Source organism: Pseudomonas sp. MWU12-3103b (assembly GCF_023100615.1).
Taxonomy (GTDB): Bacteria; Pseudomonadota; Gammaproteobacteria; order Pseudomonadales; family Pseudomonadaceae; genus Aquipseudomonas; species Aquipseudomonas putida_A.
Genome location: NZ_JALMEY010000015.1, coordinates 22,960 through 40,533 on the forward strand (window position 1 = coordinate 22,960; position 17,574 = coordinate 40,533).

The 17,574-nt window shown below is 55.7% G+C and carries 13 protein-coding genes and 1 pseudogene; 2 read left to right on the forward strand and 12 right to left on the reverse strand.

Annotation, left to right across the window (positions count from 1 at the left end; genetic code table 11):
- Positions 1-32 precede the first annotated feature (32 nt).
- Both M0808_RS21680 and M0808_RS21685 read right to left on the reverse strand, forming a co-directional pair.
- Complete coding sequence (locus M0808_RS21680) at positions 33-4,817, reverse strand: DUF3320 domain-containing protein (protein ID WP_247842373.1); 4,785 nt, start codon at positions 4,815-4,817, stop codon at positions 33-35.
- A 387-nt stretch (positions 4,818-5,204) separates the two neighbouring features.
- A pseudogene (locus M0808_RS21685) lies at positions 5,205-6,142 on the reverse strand (alpha/beta hydrolase).
- Positions 6,143-6,289: 147 nt separating this feature from the next.
- Here M0808_RS21685 and M0808_RS21690 point away from each other — a divergent pair.
- On the forward strand, positions 6,290-7,648 hold the full coding sequence (locus M0808_RS21690; protein ID WP_247842374.1) for a hypothetical protein: 1,359 nt from the start codon (positions 6,290-6,292) through the stop codon (positions 7,646-7,648).
- A gap of 880 nt (positions 7,649-8,528) precedes the next feature.
- Here M0808_RS21690 and M0808_RS21695 read toward each other — a convergent pair.
- The 6 genes from M0808_RS21695 to M0808_RS21720 all read right to left on the reverse strand — a co-directional run bounded on the left by M0808_RS21695 (position 8,529) and on the right by M0808_RS21720 (position 13,419).
- Positions 8,529-9,188 carry a DUF2931 family protein gene (locus M0808_RS21695; RefSeq protein ID WP_247842375.1) on the reverse strand — a complete coding sequence of 220 codons (660 nt, stop codon included), beginning with the start codon at positions 9,186-9,188 and terminating at the stop codon, positions 8,529-8,531.
- A gap of 11 nt (positions 9,189-9,199) precedes the next feature.
- The gene (locus M0808_RS21700; RefSeq protein ID WP_247842376.1) at positions 9,200-9,853 is read right to left on the reverse strand and encodes a DUF2931 family protein; all 654 of its coding nucleotides are present in this window, start codon (positions 9,851-9,853) and stop codon (positions 9,200-9,202) included.
- A complete protein-coding gene (locus tag M0808_RS21705) occupies positions 9,853-11,394 on the reverse strand; it encodes a DUF2235 domain-containing protein (RefSeq protein ID WP_247842377.1) in 1,542 nt (513 codons plus the stop codon). The genes M0808_RS21700 and M0808_RS21705 overlap by 1 nt, the downstream gene beginning before the upstream one ends.
- A 140-nt stretch (positions 11,395-11,534) precedes the next feature.
- Positions 11,535-11,897, reverse strand: a complete 363-nt coding sequence (locus M0808_RS21710; RefSeq protein ID WP_041062930.1) for a DUF6124 family protein — start codon at positions 11,895-11,897, stop codon at positions 11,535-11,537.
- Positions 11,898-12,351: 454 nt separating this feature from the next.
- Positions 12,352-12,948 (reverse strand): hypothetical protein, encoded by a 597-nt coding sequence (locus M0808_RS21715; protein WP_247842378.1) that lies wholly within the window; start codon positions 12,946-12,948, stop codon positions 12,352-12,354.
- Between the two features lie 108 nt (positions 12,949-13,056).
- Complete coding sequence (locus tag M0808_RS21720; protein WP_003226001.1) at positions 13,057-13,419, reverse strand: DUF6124 family protein; 363 nt, start codon at positions 13,417-13,419, stop codon at positions 13,057-13,059.
- A 507-nt stretch (positions 13,420-13,926) separates the two neighbouring features.
- On the opposite strand from M0808_RS21720, the gene M0808_RS21725 reads away from it, so the two are divergent.
- A complete protein-coding gene (locus M0808_RS21725) occupies positions 13,927-14,466 on the forward strand; it encodes a thioesterase family protein (protein WP_095136509.1) in 540 nt (179 codons plus the stop codon).
- A gap of 239 nt (positions 14,467-14,705) precedes the next feature.
- On the opposite strand, the gene M0808_RS21730 is transcribed toward M0808_RS21725, so the two are convergent.
- From M0808_RS21730 to M0808_RS21745, 4 genes are all read right to left on the reverse strand, one after another.
- On the reverse strand, positions 14,706-15,185 hold the full coding sequence (locus tag M0808_RS21730) for a GNAT family protein (protein WP_247842379.1): 480 nt from the start codon (positions 15,183-15,185) through the stop codon (positions 14,706-14,708).
- Between the two features lie 13 nt (positions 15,186-15,198).
- Positions 15,199-15,411, reverse strand: a complete 213-nt coding sequence (locus M0808_RS21735) for a DUF4287 domain-containing protein (RefSeq protein WP_134786691.1) — start codon at positions 15,409-15,411, stop codon at positions 15,199-15,201.
- Positions 15,412-15,518: 107 nt separating this feature from the next.
- Positions 15,519-16,397: a sel1 repeat family protein gene (locus tag M0808_RS21740; RefSeq protein WP_247842380.1), complete on the reverse strand. Its 879-nt coding sequence runs from the start codon at positions 16,395-16,397 to the stop codon at positions 15,519-15,521.
- Between the two features lie 64 nt (positions 16,398-16,461).
- Positions 16,462-17,373 (reverse strand): sel1 repeat family protein, encoded by a 912-nt coding sequence (locus M0808_RS21745; protein WP_247842381.1) that lies wholly within the window; start codon positions 17,371-17,373, stop codon positions 16,462-16,464.
- Positions 17,374-17,574 lie beyond the last annotated feature (201 nt).

Here is a 17,574-nt window from a genome sequence, read left to right on the forward strand (position 1 = left end):
CTCAGAGGACGCCCATTTGAGGATTAAAGAGTCTACGAAAGCGAGGTCGATTCAGGAGTTACCAGCCCATCAACCATTCGCAAACGCCCGCTGTTGACCAGAACAACAATCCTTTCGTCAACCATTCCAGCAATCTTCGCCGTTGCCCGTCCAAAGCCCAGAAGCGCCAGCGCTCCTGAAATAACGTCATCCCGACTCATCGAAAATCCTAGGGTGACTGTTTCTACAAGTGCCTGATCAAGCTCTTCCGGGGCGACCCACTCCACCTTACGCTCCGAAGATTCAAAATGGGCCCGGCTACGGATAGGGATAGCTTTGTTTTCAGCTGAATACATGAAGCCACTTCGTCCGTGGAACAACCTGTGCTGCACGCCAAGACGAATAGCCTGCTCAACCGCGTTTGTAATCCTCGAGCCCGCCCGCGTCACACCGAACGCCTCCATGAGTCGGCGAGTGACTTCGGCGGTGTGCACCGGAGCTTCGACCTCCACCACAGTACGTATCATCTGCATTAGGCGCTCTGGCTTTTCCTGATGCAGCTCATTCAGCGAGGCTACGGGTGCCAGACGAGCTTTCACGTATAGCCTGCTGGCACTCGGCATAGCTTCCACGGCCGGCACATCCCTGAAAATCTCATGCTTCAGCTCCGACGCCACTTGGGGAAGCGCATTCCGCCCCTCAGCGATCCTGGCACGAGCTGCTTCGATCGCTGCAACGACGCGTGTAATTTCCTGCTGAGGATTGCGGAACCAGTCCGTGCTCCAGATCCGGTGGAAGTTCCAGCCTAACCCCTCCAGCACTCCCTGGCGCAGGCGATCACGATCACGCGCCGATCGTGCGCTGTGATAGGCAGCGCCATCGCATTCGATCGCCAAGACATAGCGCCCCAGATACTCCGGATCCTTGACGGCAATATCGATGAAGTAACCTGCGGTTCCTACCTGCGGCTCCACCACATAGTTTCTGTCTCTCAGCGCCTCAATCACTTCCAGCTCAAACGGCGAGTCTGCTGCTTTACCAGTCTCGCATGCGACTTCGAGTTCGCCTGTCTCGGCATACTTGAGAAAATTCTTCAGCGCCCTGACGCCCTGAGGAGCATTGGAGTCGAGTTCAAGTTCTTCGGCCTTGAAATTACTGAACACGCGCATAGCCAGTTTGGCCCGTGTGATCAGAACGTTGAGGCGACGGTGGCCGCCCTCCCGGTTTACTGGACCGAACTCCTTGGCAATGCGGCCGGACTCGTTACGCCCATACCCGATGCTGATGAATATCTTGTCCCGCTCATCACCCTGTATGTTTTCCAGGTTCTTAACGAAGAATGGCTCACTCCCTTGGGCGGTAAAGAACGCTTCTGCTTCCGGCGACTGACGACGCAGCAACTCGATTTCCACCTGGATCAGATCACGCTGCGCCACGCTGAAGGCAGCTACTCCCAGCGATAAGTCGGGCGTGCGGATCGCGTGTTCCATGACAGCTTTCGCGACAGCCTTGGCTTCCCCCTTGTTCGTGCGGGTACGGCCCCGGTCGTAGACTGCCTCAGGCAAGTAGTCGAAGCTGATACCTGTGGCATCAGGATGTTGCCCCGCCGATGGGAAGACCACCAGTTTGCTGTCGTAAAACTCGACGTTAGAAACCGCAATCAACGACTCGTGCCGGCTACGATAGTGCCAGCGCAAATAACGCTCCTGGCTACCGGCGGCCTTGAACATGCTCAGGATACTTTCAATGTCGGCGGTAACGCCCTCTTCGTCGTCCATCTCGACATCACGACTGAAGAAGTCAGTAGGCGGCATCTGGCGGGTGTCACCCACGACAACCACCTGCTTGCCGCGCATGATGGCGCCAAATGCATCGACCGCTTTCACCTGGGAAGCTTCGTCGAACACCACCACGTCGAACTCGACTTTGCCTGGCGGGAGGAAGTTGGCGATCGACATGGGGCTCATCATGAACACCGGTTTTATTTGCTGGATCGCTCGCCCCGCCTTCTCGATAATTTGCCGGATCGGCATATGGCGGCGCTTCTTGTTCAGCTCAGCTCGCAATACCGCCATCTCACCGGGTTGGTTGATATTAGGCATTCCTTCCCACGCCTGCTTCGCCAGGGACGTCTGGGCGTGATTAAGGGAGGCGAGATCAAGCGACTTGAAACGCGCGATCTGGTGCTCATGCTTGATCCGGTCGAACTGTTGGAGCGCCGGGTTTTGGGCGTACACTGATTGCACCAGGCCTGCATACCAGGAAAGATCCAGAATGGCAGTCAGACTTTCGTGCTGATCACTCCTGATGGCGATGCCAAGTAGCTCGCCCAAGTTGGCCGTAAGCATCTGTCCAGCGAGCACGTTGAATCGCGAAATCTGGTAGAGGGCGGTGAGATTGCCCTGCCATTCCTGCAGACGCGCCTCCAGAGTAGCCAGAGAGAGTTTCCTGACATCAGCCTTGGCGTTCTCCTCCTGCATGCCAGTCACTTCCAGCGAACCACGAATCGCTTTGTCCAGCCCACTTACATGCTGCTCTACATCAGCGACCGCATCGCCCAACCCTGTGGCATCGGCATGTCCGGCCAAGAAGGCGATAATGCCCTGCGGGATCTGTCCATGCCCCAGATCGTCATGCAACTGGATAACCCAGGCACTCAAGCGCTCAAGCACAGGCCAGTCGGTCTTCTGCCGTTGCCACTGAGCCCCAAACAGTGCACTTCCCAAGGTTTCGTGCTGGTCATACACCTTCTTGTTCTGCTGGTAGATTAAGACCGCGTCGACCAGCTCGAGCATGCCTGCATTGCTTTTCGGCAATACCTCGCGGACAAGCCCTTGCAATCGAGTACGCGAGGCGCGGAAGCGACCCGAAAGGACTCTCCACCATTTGTCACCGTAGGCTTGCAGGTTCTGGCGAACCTCCAAAAGATCCTGGTCCCAAGCTGCGTCGATCAACTGTTTGTCGAATTGATCACGACAGACAGACATCTTCTCGCCGGCCTCGAGCAATTCGCGAATGGAATCGCGACGCGACTGCCATTCCCCCGTGGATATCTTGATGCCCTCAAGTCGCGGGGCCTCCGCCGCACGGCGTGCGGCGCGGCAGACTACATCGACATCCGCCAAGGTGGCCGGCTGGGTCAGCATCAATCGCTCGGAGAGCGCGGTAGTGGCGGATTGCAACGCATGGAGGTGCGAGATCGCCGACTGCAACTCGTCATTGGCAGTACTTTGTTCGATAGGAGAGAAGAAAGTCCGCTGGCTGCCCCAGAAGGGGCTGCGATCCGGGCGCCCCATCGCGTTAAGGTGGAGCACTAATTCTTCGACCAGCTCTCGCTGCTTTTGCTGCTGAGTAAAGCTCCAGCCGACCATTGGCCCAAACGGGATCACGGGTAGTCCCGGATGAACTCGCTTCAGTCTCAGGTAACGACCCAGCACATCGAGGAAGGGCAAACCGCTCGCCCCTGCCGACGCGCTGACGGCTTCGCAGTAATTATTAAGGGATACCTGAAGTTCTTTCAGGCTGGCCAGGTCTCCCTCTGCGCCTTTGGTGATTGGCCGCCCTTGGCTCAGGGTTCGCCCCAACTCCTTGAGCACAGACTGCTTGGTGGATTTGTGGGAATGCAGCTCGAGTACCGCGTCGCCGAGATGGCTTTCATCTAGGCGGCGCTTCACGACCTCCAAGGCCGCCATCTTCTCGGCAACGAACAGTACGGTTTTTTTCTGCCCGATCAGTTCGGCGATGATGTTGGTAATCGTCTGGGACTTACCGGTACCCGGTGGGCCCTGAATGACTAGGTTGGAGCCTTCGCGCACTTCCAGGATCGCTTCGGTCTGGCTGCTGTCGGCGTCCTTGACGAAACGAACTTCACCCGGCTCGATCACCGAGTCGATATTCACATCCTCTGGAAATGCCGCGCGCAGATCGCCGAAACCCGAGCCCAGCAATCGCTTCATCACCGGATTGGCATCAGGCTGCTTGTCTTCTGGCCAACTTTTCGGATCGAGATCCTTGAACATCAAGAACTTGCCGAACGAAAAAAAGCCCAGTGCTATTTCGTTATTGGCAATCTTCCATCTGGGTTGTTTGCTGACCACAGCAGAAACATCACTGAAAAAGCGATCGAGACTGTTTTCATCAGCATCGAAGGTATCCTCGTCGAATGCACAAGAACTCAGGTCCAGGCCAAAGTCGGTCTTGAGCTTGGCGACTAGGGACAAGTTCGGCATCAGCTCGTCACCGGAGTACCTAAGCTTAAACGCATCTTTGGCCCCGCTGCGTTCAAGGGTGACGGGCAGCAGAATCAAAGGCGCTTTTCGCAGGTTTTCAGAACTGTCGGCCTCATACCAATGCAGGAAGCCAAGGGACAAGAACAGTGTGTTGACGCCCTGCTCCTCGATAAAACCTTTGGCCTCGGTATGGATTTTCAATAGTTGGAGAAAAAGCCGATCATCTTCGATGGCGGTCTGCAAACGCGTATCGAGATGACGGCGAGCCTTGCCTGTTTCATCCGCGCCTGCGTCGCCAGTGGCGGCAGTCCAGTCCAAACTGTCGAGCTCATACAACAGCTCTTCATCGCCGGGAGTATCAGTATTGTCCTCCCCTTCCTCTGCTGACTTGGAGGTCCTGACCAGCTCCGCTAGCTTCTTGCGAGCCATTGGCGCAAAGGTCATGGCCTTTTCCTGACGATAGAGGGTCTTGAAGACCTCTTCGGACTGCTCATCGACCACTATCAGGGTCTTGGCGGTCTTGCGGAAATTGAGCATGTTGTTGCGGAGCCCGATATCCAGAAGCTCTTTGCGACTGCTCTGTAGCTTCTGGCCGATCACTGCATTCATAGGAAAACCTGCTATCTGAATTTGCACATTAACGGCTTCGATCGTGTCTGCGGCCTGGAAAGATGCTTATGGAGAAACTGTCCCACGTTGACACCATCACCAGAAGCATGGCAGGGAAGTCTAGCGAGCAGTCAGCCGAAAGTTTGAACCTAGGGGATCAACTCATCGGACACAACGATTGCCGAGCTTGGTTTGCTAGAGTCACGAAGATCAGGGAAGGGATGCAGGTGGGTGAGCCAGTCGAGTGATCACTTTGGAGCGCCTTTCCCTGAGACTCGAATATTTAATATCCTTTTGCCAGCAACATATCTTCAGCATGAATACAGGTAAAGAAATAAGTGATTTGCGGTCATGGCATCAAGCGAGGTGCGGGCGCTTCCAGAACACTCACCCCTCACCAACCCGCCCCGCAACCCACTCCCAACTATACCCATGCACCCTCCCCGCCAACCCCAGCGGAAAATGAATCACCCCATGCGCCGTTTCCGGCAGCAGATGCACTTCAACCTCCGCCGCCCTGCCCCAACGCTCAGCCAACTCAAGCGTGTCATCCCTGAGCGGATCCAACTCCGCCGCAAACATCAACGCCGGCGGAAACCCGGTGAAGTCGCCATACAACGGAGACAACGGTGGCTGCCGGTGTTCTTCATCGCTCAATCCCGGCGTGAGCATTTGCAGCGCTTCAACCATCCCCGGCCCATCCAGCAGCAAGGTATCGGGCCCGGCGTTGCGTACGCTGGGGGTTTCGGTCAGGTCGTAGACGCCGTAGTACAGCAGCGCCCCGCTCACCCGTTTGAACAAGTCCGGCCACTGTTTGAGTTGCAGCAGGGTCGCGGCGGCGAGGTGGCCGCCGACCGACTCGCCCACGACGATGACGGGCAGGTTCGCAAACTCGTGGCAGTCATCGCTCAGCAGCCAGCGAGCCGCCGTGAGGCAGTCTTGCATCACGCCTTCAATCGGCGTCGAGACCACAAGCCGATAATCGACGGAGACCACTGCCACGTCGCAGGCATTCACCATGCCGATGTTGAGGTGGTCGTTCATCTCTGCATTGCCGATGACCCAGCCGCCGCCATGAAAATCCAGTACCACGCCTTTGGCCTTTGTCTTTGGCCGAATGATCCGCACCGGCACTGATGCGCCGTCGACGCCAACCACTTTGTGTTCGGCCTCGAGTCCGTGCTTGAGCAACTTTCTCGCACCGCCCAATTGGCTGAGGCGCAACAGCAACTGAATCGCCCGTGGTGTGATGCGATGCGATTGCGGATGCGAAAGCACGACGGCCGGGCAAGTTTCTTGTTGAACGCGCGTAACTGCGTCCCCATTTTTTATAGCCGAAGATGGTAATGAGCAAAGCCTCTTCATATTAGATGGCTACTTGCGTTGTGTGTGATCCAAGCTTTAATTAAAGAATAAAGTTCCATCGCTCCACACAATTTGTCTTTAAAAGTGCCGACCTGAAGGGATGGATGATGAGTCGATATGCGATGCTTTTGGTAATGCTCAGCCTTAACTCCTACTCGTATCATGCAGTAGCAGAATCGCCAACTAAAAGCAGTCATCTGGACCAGGCGGAGGCTCCGGAGCCGAATTATGTTGGGCCAGTTTTTAAGCCAAGCTTTGATTTTCCTCGAGCATTGCCAGCGGCCGAACCCCGCCCTTGGGAAAAAATTTCCTTTAAGTTGAACCCTGAGCTCTATATGGCGGCCGTATTGCAATATGCGCTTGAGGGGCAGGACAGATCCCGGTGGGCGGTGGAAAAAAACCCTGTGCGCAAGTGGTATCACGCGCCTTGGATGGGGCCTGGCGGGAAGGGGCGCGAGTACATTAACGGGCTTACATCTGAGCGCCGGTCACAGCCAAAAGAGCTTGGACCCACTCATACAAAGTGCCGGCAAAACTGGGCAGTTGGATTCTACAACCCCGTCGGAGGGTACACATTGGGGCGTTTCTGGGCACCGATAGTGAGTGGAACTTCACAGGAGCCCGACTATTCAGCATTGCCATTTCCTCCTGGTACCGTGGTAGTGAAATTCCTTTACACACAAGCAGATACTACAGATCTGTCTTCTCTTTCAGGAGCGCCAACAATTCAGGCTAGAATTATCGAGGATCCCAATCCGGATGATGATAAATGCCCGGCCGACAATATAAATGGGGTGCCAGCTAAAAGAATCGAAGCTACTTTACGGCTACTTCAGGTTGATATCGGTGTGCGCGATAGTAGTGCCAATGATGCATCAGGCTGGGTATTTGGAACGTTCTTCTACGATGGGACACAACCTGGGTCAGACCCTTGGAAAAAGTTGCGGCCCGTCGGCCTGATGTGGGGCAATGACCACGCCCTCACTGACGAAATGGCGAGTAATCAGGAAAAACCGAAAGAAGGGATCGTTTTGTCAACATTCGATTTCAAACGGAATTTCGGTCGAGGTGGCAGGATGAACGGACCAGTCGACAACCCAAACTCGTCTTGTCTCTCATGTCACATGACAGCTCAAAAAAATCCACCTGGCATGACTGCTCCAGATGGAGCTAATTGGTCAATTGCTCGGTGCTGGTTCAGGACCCTTAAACCAACTGAAGCATTTGGAATGCAGCCTAGCGAAGGAGAGTGTGGCGAGGCTAAGAAAGGCCAAGCTTCCTTAGATTACTCACTCCAGCTTTCAGCCGGGCTCCGCAATTATGAGATTGCGCTTGCCAATACTAATCGCGGAGGTATAGAAATTTTGGGTACAAAGTTTTTCCAGAGTCCGCTGCTGAGCCCAGACCAGACTGTAAAACTTAATGGGCTCATAAGTGCACCAATATCCCGAGAGGGTGACAAATAACGCGGTGTAGGGACGAAAAAACCGGAGGCTGGCCCTTCCAGGGTAATTGAAAAAAATCAGAAAAGGGGGACTGATGTATTTCTCAGAAAATAAATCATTCCCCTTTTCTTCCTATCCGTCTAGATTTGTGGCCGACTGAGGGGGCTGAACTCTGATGTCGTCCACGCCCAACTTAAAGCATATCAATGCTCAGTACTTCACCTGTATCATCCAACACATCCCAAACACAACTAACCTCAGTTTCTGATTCGCAATTTTGGCACTCAATAGTTCCGGAGCCGGAGTACTGCGTGGTATGACTTCCAGATGATTCTGAGTTTTCAACGTCCAAGGCGGACAGGTCAAATTCTATATCTTGGCCGTACTCTTCATTGCTGCATGTAGTTGTTGGCATCTGAATATCCTTATTTCCTGCTCAGTAAATATAAGGTTTAGTTGAAAAGTAAGCTTTTGCTCGCCCAGCGAGCGGAGCGAGCAACTTGAACAGGCGACAAGTCAAGTGCTGGATTGACTGGCAACGCTGACTATACCTCAAGCCGAACTGCTTGGGGGCGTTGAAAACCCTCAGAATCTGGGACTTCCAAGCTTAACCGCACCTAGCTGAAGACTTCGCATCCAACGATGGGATACATTCCAGCGGTCTCAAATCAAGTGGTTCTAGAAAAATGTTTCACCTAGTCGAAGTGTGTCTGATCGACAACTATGGGTCGAAAGCCGCCGCTTGGGAACGACCGCTTCTGGCCGGTAGCGGTCGTTAGCCAACGTCCGTTTATGGCCGAAAGCGAACCTTCGCTGAACCCGACATTGACTCGGTAGCTGTCAAATATGATTACTCAGAACAAGCCGCTGAAGACAGACAAGAGAAGTGTCTCCTGCCTGTCTACTGCCAACTCCCGTACGGTATGCCGAATTTATCGATATACCGCTTGGACGTTTCGCTGACGGGATACGCATAGCGCCCTTGGTTCTTTCCTTGGCTAGGCCCCAGCGGTTCAACCTCTGCCTGCGCTCTGGCGACTTTGACAGGGCGGTGGCACTCGTCCCGAACAAAAACTTGTACAACGCCCCCTGGAGCCAATCCCAGATAAATAGATGCGCTGTAGCTGGCCTGTTCCTCCGGTGTTTCCGGGCACCGCTGACTGACCGATTGCACCATCAGTTGCCTCGCTTCTTCAGGCACATCCACCCAAACCTTATAGGTCTGCGGCTCGACAATGGATTGCCAGCGCACGTAAATGCGTTTGGGCAAGCCAGCGCCAATCACTGGTTTCGCAGCTGCGCCTACCGCATGCCAACCGCGCGCGGACTCTTTACCATTTTCTGGCTCCCCGCCAGCGGCCGTCCCTCCTCCCGTCCGCGTGAATAGCTTGCCGTTTATGTCTTCGACGGCACTGTCCTCAACCCAAACCTTCATGTAATAGGGTTCGGTGAACGCAAGCTCCCACGAATCGGCTTTCGGGTCGTTTTTTCCGGATAGAGGATAGGCAGACTGGCAACCACTCAGGAACAACACGCATGCCGCCACAATGTTTAGCTTCATTGGTTTACCGCTTACCAGCTTCCGTAAGGAATACCGAATTTTTCGATATACCGCTTGGACTTTTCACTGATGGGATAAGCGTACCGCCCTTGGGTTTTACCCTGACTTGGGCCTAGCGGTTCGATTTCAGCTTGGGCTTTAGCCACTTTGATTGGATGGTGGCAGGAGTCTCTAACCCACACTTGTACGACACCTCCGGGAGCCAATCCCAGGTAGACCGAAGATATATAGGTAGCTTTTTGGTCCGGGGTTTTCGCACAGCGCTGGTTGACCGAGGTCAGCATCAATTGTCTGGCTTCTTCGGGTATGTCCACCCAAGCGCGATAGGTCTGAGGCTCCACGATGGACTGCCAGCGAACAAAAATTCGTTTTGGGAGATCAGCGCCTACTACTGCTTTGGCAGATGCACCCACTCCGTCCCAACCTCGGGCCGATTCTGTACCGTCTTCAGGCTGCCCGCCCGATGCGATTCCACCGCCAGTGCGTAGAAACGTCTTGCCCTTTATGTCTTCCACGGCGCTGTCTTCAACCCAGACCTTCATGTAGTCAGGTTCGGTAAAACCGAGTTCCCACCATGGAGATTTAGGGTCGTTCTTTGCTGAAAGCGGATCGGCATTACAACCGGCCACAAAAAGCGTGCACAGCAGGGCTGCAACTAACTTCATTACCAAAGCGTCCAGTCAGGTACGTGAGGGTGTTTTACCCGGATTGCATCTTCCGTGGGGGCGTTAATGTAAACAGCTCTGAGACCACTTCCATCTCTCCTGCCAAGCGGATGATTCCAGTTGGCAGATGTGTGAATGTACTTGAGTTTGAGCATTTGCTCCTCCTCGGGGGTGGTGCGGTAGTCGCCGGAGACGAAACGATCGCACATAGGCTGGAGTTCTTCAGGAACGAAGAAGCCAGGCGTCTCGGGAATATCTTCGAAGCGAACGCCTTTAGCTTTGGCGAGTTGATGCATCACGCGCAGGCTCACTCTCGATAGTAATCCACTCACCGGACGTTTGAGCTGAACGGCGGCATAGACTCGTTTGACTCGAGGACTCAGTCGATCCTGAGGACTGATCGGCATCAGTAATGGAGCTGGAGTAACTATTTCCAGCATTTCGGAAGGCCAGCCGTTGGCTAACCACTGATTTCTCACATTGACCGCATCCTGATAGATCGATGTGGTAGTGACATCCGCGTAGTTACCCACTTCTAGCGTTTGCATTGGGCTAACGAGCACGCATTCTTCAGCCTCCTCGAGGTAACCCCCGCCCACATCAGAATGCACTCCTGGCAAGACAATTTCCGGATGATCCAACGCTACTCGATTGAGAGCAAAGTTAGCCCTGCATTCGTCCCGCGCAGCCAACTGCACAACGTCGGTGAAATAACGTCGGTCGAGGTAGAGTTTGATCCCCGTTGCGACTGCACTTTTGATGTTGCCTAAATTGGACCATCCAGCAATCGACGGTACAGTGTCGAACAACCCAATGAAGCCCATGTTGATGTCGCTGTTGTATTGATCGACAAAGGTCGAACTGAAGGCATCGGACTTACTGCGGAGAATCTCGCCCAAAGGGCCTTGTTTGCCACGCACGATTTCATTGGCGAAATGTCTGGCGGCTGCCGCACCGCGACTGAAGCCAAAAGTGTCGAAGGTCAACGAAGTAATTTCACTATCGGGATTTTTATCCAATACCTCAGTGATACGCTGTTCGATCAACACGAAAGAAGATTGGACGCGCCCGGCAACACCGGTTTCGCCGCGTCCTGTACCGGCGCCGAATTTACTGTCCTCTTCACCTGAACGGGTGCCTATGCCTTCGACGTAGACCATACCGGAAGCTTTCTTTCGTGGCCCCTCCCCCTCAGCGCGTCGCGGCGCCTCATACAGTTCGCTCAGCTTTTTCACATTGCTGACATCGTTGCCGTAACTGCTATCCGGATCACTCATGTAGGGCATGCAACTCGCAGGAATATCCTGCGGCGCAATCGGATGCTGCGCACCACACAGCAGCCCTGCTGCCGTGTTATTCGCGTTATTACCAGTACCATCAAAGAAAACCCCAATCCTCAACGCAATGCCGATTTTCTCGGGCTCGCGCGCAGGCTCTTTCCCATGCTTCTCATACTCAGCCCAACGCTGGGCATGAATGTCGACGGGTTTGGCTTCTTCGTAGCGGTAGTTTTTCGGGGGGTTGGGAACGTAGCCACTCAATCCTTGATTCCTTGTTCTGATCCTTGAAGAACGGGCCGAAGGGTGACAGCCGAGGCTTGGAGGCGCAAGGCGTGGCTCTGTGCCAGCTCGGTTGAAATTGCTGGGTGCGGCGAGGGTTTGGGCTCGTCGCACCGGGGAGGTCAGTGGGCGATTTCGACGTTGTCGAGGGCCTGGTTTACGGCGAGTTCGCCGAGCATGACGACCTGGGCGATGCCCAGTGCGGTTTTGCGGTGGGAGGTGTCGAGTGTGGCGGCGAAATTGTTGAGCATTTCGCTGGCGGAGCCGAGGGTTTCGCTGGCGTTGGCGAGTAGGGATTCGGTGTCGCACTTCGGGTTGGCGAGGTACATGGGTTCGGGTTTGTGCGGGCTGGCCATGATTTGGGTGGCCGGGGTGAGGTAGTGGTCGAGGGCGCGTTCGGCGGCTTCGTGGAGCTTTTTGGAGTCGAGGGATTCGTAGGGGGATGCGAGGTCGGTTTCTGGCGGGTTGGGTGTTGGTTTGATCATGGTGAAGCTCCTGATTGTTCATTAGGAGCTACCAGCATCACTTGCAGATGATGGGTGGCAGCTGTGCGCGGGTCTGCAAGACCGGGAAACCAGGAACCCGGCAGACCCGAAGGTCTCCCGCACAAAGCTGCCATTTTGGGGACCCGAACGAGCGTCCATTTGGCGTAGCTATGCGACTGGTTTTCCGGCGGGCTTGCAGACCCGATCACTGATGAGCAGTGACAGGAATCAAGGTACGGAGGGCGCGCCAGACGCACAAGCCGGCGGATTCTGGCGTACTCGTAGGCGATGGCGCAAGGCGTTGTAGGGCTTCGGTGGTAACGGCAGACTTCGTTTAAACAATGGTGATTTTTCTGTTTATTCCGGTCTGCGGTTGATGGAGTCGGCGTTTTGGCGAGCAAGCCACTCCAACCGGCTGGCGATGGGTTCTGAATCACAGTTCACACTGTCTCAGTCAATGAGTTTCGAAGGAGTTCCACTGATGGGTATCCAGCGCCAGTGCGCAGTAGGGCTCGAACACGTACAGCTCAAGCGCATTTTCGATAGCTATTGCAGCAACCTGAAGTGAGCGTAAGTAGGCTTGCGCTTCTGCGAAAGAAGTACCGAATAGTGGATCGTCCATTGCCTTTGCACGAGTGAGCTTGGAGATCGTTCGATCTGGATGCTTTGCCATCGCAATGCGAAAAGCCAAGCTTGCATCAAAGTGTGTCTTGCCGAATACGTGTTGCCGAAGCCGGCTGATCACACTTCGGGAAATACCAACATAAATAGGCGTTCCCTTGTCGATCAGAACGTAACAACCCGAAAAGTCATGTGCCAGGCCGAACTGCTTCAGGAGAGACTTAGCCCCAACACCTTGAATGCCAAAAACCTTCATATCTCGCGGATCTCTAAGGGCGGTCTTCATTCTGTTCATATGCGCAGGCAAGACCGTTGTGGCTAGCTCTTCAAACGTGTGTGGGCATTCGTGTAGTGGCATGAATTTCGCGCTCGCGATAAAGATAAACGCCAACGCTAGCGCGATAAGTTCTACCAGTACAAGTAACGTCATTAGCGTCCATTCCGACGCGGTAACTGAAGCGCCAGATTTGGGAAGTCGTAGTAATAGATAGCCCTCCGTAGCGAAAAAATCTGGTACTCGCTACGGAGAGAGACCGGGTCAGTGGGCGATTTCGACGTTGTCGAGGGCCTGGTTTACGGCGAGTTCGCCGAGCATGACGACTTGAGCGATGCCCAGTGCGGTTTTGCGGTGGGAGGTGTCGAGTGTGGCGGCGAAGTTGTTGAGCATTTCGCTGGCGGAGCCGAGGGTTTCGCTGGCGTTGGCGAGCAGGGATTCGGTGTCGCACTTCGGATTGGCGAGGTACATGGGTTCGGGTTTGTGCGGGCTGGCCATGATTTGGGTGGCCGGGGACAGGTAATGGTCGAGGGCGCGTTCGGCGGCTTCGTGGAGTTTTTTCGAATCGAGGGATTCGTAGGGCGATGCGAGGTCGGTTTCTGGCGGGTTGGGTGTTGGTTTGATCATGGTGAAGCTCCTACGTCAAAAAAGGGAGCCATCACTCTCGCTACCAAACGAGGGTGGCGGCCATGCGCAGGTTGGTAGACCGGGACGTAGAAAACCGGCGCGCCCGAAGACGCCCTGTGCATGACCACCATAAAGCCGTGTCGGACAGACACTGCAGATCATGATGCTTATGCAATCTACGAGAACTCAGGGCTACCAAACCCGATCACTGTTTTTCAGTGACCGACAGACGATAGAACCCGCGCCCTAGACGCACAAGCCGGCGGATTCTGGCGTACTCGTAGGCGATGGCGCAAGGCGTTGTAGGGCTTCGGTGGTAACGGCAGGCTTCATATAAACATCACGAATATTTCCTGTTTATCCGCCGGTTAAATGGACTACCGATCCAGCACCCACCCGGCAATGATCGGAATGCACTGTTCCGTCCAAAACAGTCATTTACGCACCTACCTCGCCATCGCCCGGCTCGCTAGAGTGCAGCGCTCTTTTCAACTGGCTGACGTACTGATGAATCTGTGGTTTCGATTGCTCTGCATGCTTTTTCGCCGACCGTGGCGCAAGCCGGTCAATGCGCTGGAATCCACCGTTATCCGCATGCGCGTGTGGCCGCTGGATCTCGATTTGAATCGGCACGTCACCAATGGTCGCTACTTCACCATGGCTGATGTCGGGCGCATGGATTTTGTGTTGCGCAGTGGCGCGTTTCGGGTGGCGCTGCGCGCTAAAGCGCTGCCGATCGTTGGCGATACCTGGGGCAAATTTCGGCGTGAGCTGAAGCTGTTTGAAGCGTTTGAAATTCACAGCCGGATGCTTGGCTGGGACGACAAATGGAGCTTCATGGAGCATCGCTTCGTGAGCAAGGGACGGGTGATCGGCGTGGTGGTGATGCGTGGGCTGTTTCGTTCGGCGAAAGGCACGATTGCGCCGGGTGAGTTTGTCAGGGAGTTGGGGTTGCCTGAACAGTCGCCCGAGATGCCGGAGTGGTTGACGTCGTGGTCGGCGAGTTGTGATCTGATGAGCCGTCAGCTTAGGGGTGAGGAGGTTTGAGTCATCGGGTGCCTGGATGATCGTATTTATGGATGCAGTACGGTGTCGTTTGGGCTGGCGTCTTCGCGAGCAAGCTCGCTCCCACAGGTTCGCGGTCAGGCTCGGGAACTCGTTTTGACTGGGCTGGCGTCTTCGCTAGCAGGCTAGCTCCCACAGGTTCTGCGCAAGGCTCGGGAGCACGTCTGGCCGGGCTGGCGCCATCGCGGGCGAGCCCGGCTCCCACAGGGATTGGGGGATGACTAATCTCGGTGGCGCGTCATGTTGATCAGCGCCACACGTCTGCCGCCCGGCGCAGCACGTTCTTCGATGGAGAACGGGACGAAGCCGAGTTTCGGGTAGAGCAGCAACCCTGCGGTGTTTTCGTTGAAGCAGGACAGCTGCACTTCCCTGGCCTGATACTTTTCGAAGCCGACGGCGGTCATGGTTTCGACAATGTAGCGAGCGACACCCTGGCCCCGGGCGTATGGCGCGACGATGACGTTGCCGATACAGCAGACGCCGTCGTGCTCGGCACGGTAGAAGTTGGCGAAGCCGACGAACTCGCCGTTGGCCAAGAACGCCGTGGAGTCGAAGCGCTGGCTGATCGCGTTGTGCATCTGCTCTTCCGTCAGCGGGAAGCTCGCTTTCGGGAACATGAAGAACAGCTCTTGTTCGCCTTGCGGAAAGCTGCAGAGGGTGTTGACGTCGTCGGCCGTCACTGGCCGGTGGGAGAAATTCATCGCTGCCCTGCCCTCACTTTTTAACCGTCAGATGATGCGCAACCAAGGCGTTGGCATGACCGTGGCCCATGCCGTGTTCCTCCTTGAGCCACGCCACCAGTTCCATGTGCTTCTTGTCGGTGATGCCGGCGAGCAGGTTCAGCCAGTGATCGATGGGCTGGCCGTATTTCTTTTCGATAGCGGGAAAGTACGACGCCGGGCCTTTTACCTTGTTGTCTTCGCTCATGCTGCCAGCTCCCTTGGGTCACGACGGAGGGTCGGCGGACGCTCCTTGTCGGCAGGTCATAGAGTGGACGCGGGACGCTGTTCCGGCAAGTGGCCCGGCCAGCCCGATCAGTTCACGCCGACCTTCACCGGGAATTCGGATGACCACGATTCCTGCCCTGCTTTGAGGATCGGCAGCGCGGGATAGCGGTATTCGCTGAGGGCCTTGAGTACGGCCTGGTCCACGTCGTGATTGCCAGAACTTTCGACCAAGGTGAGTTGCGGCACCAGCGAACCGGGTTTGCCTTTCGCCTCCAACGTGACCGGTTTACTCGCGGTGCCGGGTTTGATCTGTCTGTTCAACAGCAACTCGGTGTCGTACACCGTACTTGCGAGACTGGTGCTAACAGCGTCGTACCATTTTTCGTTGTAGCGCTGTGTCTGTTCGGCAGTCAGGGTCAACCCCTGGGCGCGGACCCGCTGCACACCGGCCCACGCCTGGTCATCGATTTGCTGGGTGGCGTTGAGGTAATGCGTCAGCGCCCCGGACAGGTCTTGCGGGCCACCTCGGCCCTCTTCCATCAACCGGGCCAGCGCGAACTCACTGTTGAAGCTTTCTCGGTGTGCGAGCGCCAACTGATAAAGCCGTCGCGCCTCGACAGCGTCGGGCGCCTGCCCGCGGCCCTCCTCGGCCATGCGCGCCAGTTGCTCATAACCGGCGCCGTCCACCGTAGCGACAGACTCATACAGGGAGCGCGCCTTGCGCATATCCGCCGCTAAACCGCCACGACCAAACTCATACAAAGCGCCGAGCGCAAGCTTGCAGTTGAGGTTGCCGTTGTTGCTGGCGTCGCGGATGTAGTCGACGCGATCGGCGGAAAGGTCACTCACCTTGGCGAACAGCAGGCAGCGAGTGCCGGTGAGACTTGCTTCCTGAGGAGTGGGTGGAGTGGTTTTGCAGCCTGCAACGAGGATCGTGAGGGCCAGAATAGCAACTGCCTTGTTCATGAGGGTCATCCGTTCATATCGATTTAAGGTGCCACGGTTGGAGCTGATTCAATCGAGGGAAGACTCAGTTCTTTCTGCTCTCGTCAAATCTCTGCCGCGGACTCTTGCCGTCGGTCCTGACGATCGGGATCGCCTGATAGCTCTTCTGGCCCGGTGGCATGATCGGGTCACCGGGAAAGCGATAATCGCTGAAGCCTTGCATCACTCTTTGATCAAGCGCGGTGTCGCCCGAGCTTTGCCGTATCGAAACCACCGGGGCCGATGCGCCCGGGGTGTACTCCAGCTGTACCTGCACTGGCTTGCTGGCAGACGTCGGATTGACGTTGTTCTCCAGAGACTTCTCTATGGCGGTGATGCGTTTCTTGAGGCCGCTTTGCACGCTGCTGACAAAGAGATTGTTATAGCGCTGTTGCTGCTCGATCGTCAGAGGCAAGCCTTTGGCGCGCAGGCGTTCGATGCCTTGCCACGCGTCATCACCGAGATACTGCGTGGCGTTGAAGTAATGCGTCAGCGCGCCTTGCAGATCCTGCGGACCACCGCGCCCGTCCTCCATGTATTTGGCCAGTTTGGCTTCACTGCGCTGCTGCTCGGGCTTGCTCACGGCACGCTGATAAAACTGCCGCGCATCGGTGTCATTGACCGGCCCGCCGATGCCTTCTTCAGCCATGCGTCCAAGTTGACCGTAGGCGCTGGCGTCTTTATCGGCTACGGATTGATAGAGGGCCTTGGCTTTGGAAAAGTCCTGCGGTACACCGCGCCCCTTCTCGTACAGGTTGCCCAGCATGATCGTGCACGGCAGGTTACCGCTCTGACTCAGGTCGCGGATGTAGCTGACTTCCAGCGAGCTGATGGCTTTATCATCCCAGTAGGCGAAGCAACGCAGAGCGGGAAAATCTGCGACCTGGGTATAAGAACTGTTGGATTTGCAGCCTGCGACGAGCGCGGTAAGCGCCAGTAGAGCAACAACCTTGTTCATGAACGGCATCCGTTGAAATCGTGCAGATTTCATCGGCAGGCAGGTGCAAAACCTGAAGTCCAAGCACTCGAACACGCCACAAAAACTGTGGGAGCGGGCTTGCTCGCGAAGGCGTCGTGTCAGCCGAAATCATCAGTGGCTGATACTCCGCCTTCGCGAGCAAGCCCGCTCCCACAGGGATTGGGTGTTGAAGGAGGTCAG

What these genes read in the sequence shown, in the direction of transcription:
- M0808_RS21680 (WP_247842373.1), bottom strand. Translation starts at nt 4,817, where the DNA reads ATGAATGCAGTGATCGGCCAGAAGCTACAGAGCAGTCGCAAAGAGCTT.
- M0808_RS21690 (WP_247842374.1), top strand. Translation starts at nt 6,290, where the DNA reads ATGAGTCGATATGCGATGCTTTTGGTAATGCTCAGCCTTAACTCCTAC.
- M0808_RS21695 (WP_247842375.1), bottom strand. Translation starts at nt 9,188, where the DNA reads ATGAAGCTAAACATTGTGGCGGCATGCGTGTTGTTCCTGAGTGGTTGC.
- M0808_RS21700 (WP_247842376.1), bottom strand. Translation starts at nt 9,853, where the DNA reads ATGAAGTTAGTTGCAGCCCTGCTGTGCACGCTTTTTGTGGCCGGTTGT.
- M0808_RS21710 (WP_041062930.1), bottom strand. Translation starts at nt 11,897, where the DNA reads ATGATCAAACCAACACCCAACCCGCCAGAAACCGACCTCGCATCCCCC.
- M0808_RS21715 (WP_247842378.1), bottom strand. Translation starts at nt 12,948, where the DNA reads ATGACGTTACTTGTACTGGTAGAACTTATCGCGCTAGCGTTGGCGTTT.
- M0808_RS21720 (WP_003226001.1), bottom strand. Translation starts at nt 13,419, where the DNA reads ATGATCAAACCAACACCCAACCCGCCAGAAACCGACCTCGCATCGCCC.
- M0808_RS21725 (WP_095136509.1), top strand. Translation starts at nt 13,927, where the DNA reads ATGAATCTGTGGTTTCGATTGCTCTGCATGCTTTTTCGCCGACCGTGG.
- M0808_RS21730 (WP_247842379.1), bottom strand. Translation starts at nt 15,185, where the DNA reads ATGAATTTCTCCCACCGGCCAGTGACGGCCGACGACGTCAACACCCTC.
- M0808_RS21735 (WP_134786691.1), bottom strand. Translation starts at nt 15,411, where the DNA reads ATGAGCGAAGACAACAAGGTAAAAGGCCCGGCGTCGTACTTTCCCGCT.
- M0808_RS21740 (WP_247842380.1), bottom strand. Translation starts at nt 16,397, where the DNA reads ATGAACAAGGCAGTTGCTATTCTGGCCCTCACGATCCTCGTTGCAGGC.
- M0808_RS21745 (WP_247842381.1), bottom strand. Translation starts at nt 17,373, where the DNA reads ATGAACAAGGTTGTTGCTCTACTGGCGCTTACCGCGCTCGTCGCAGGC.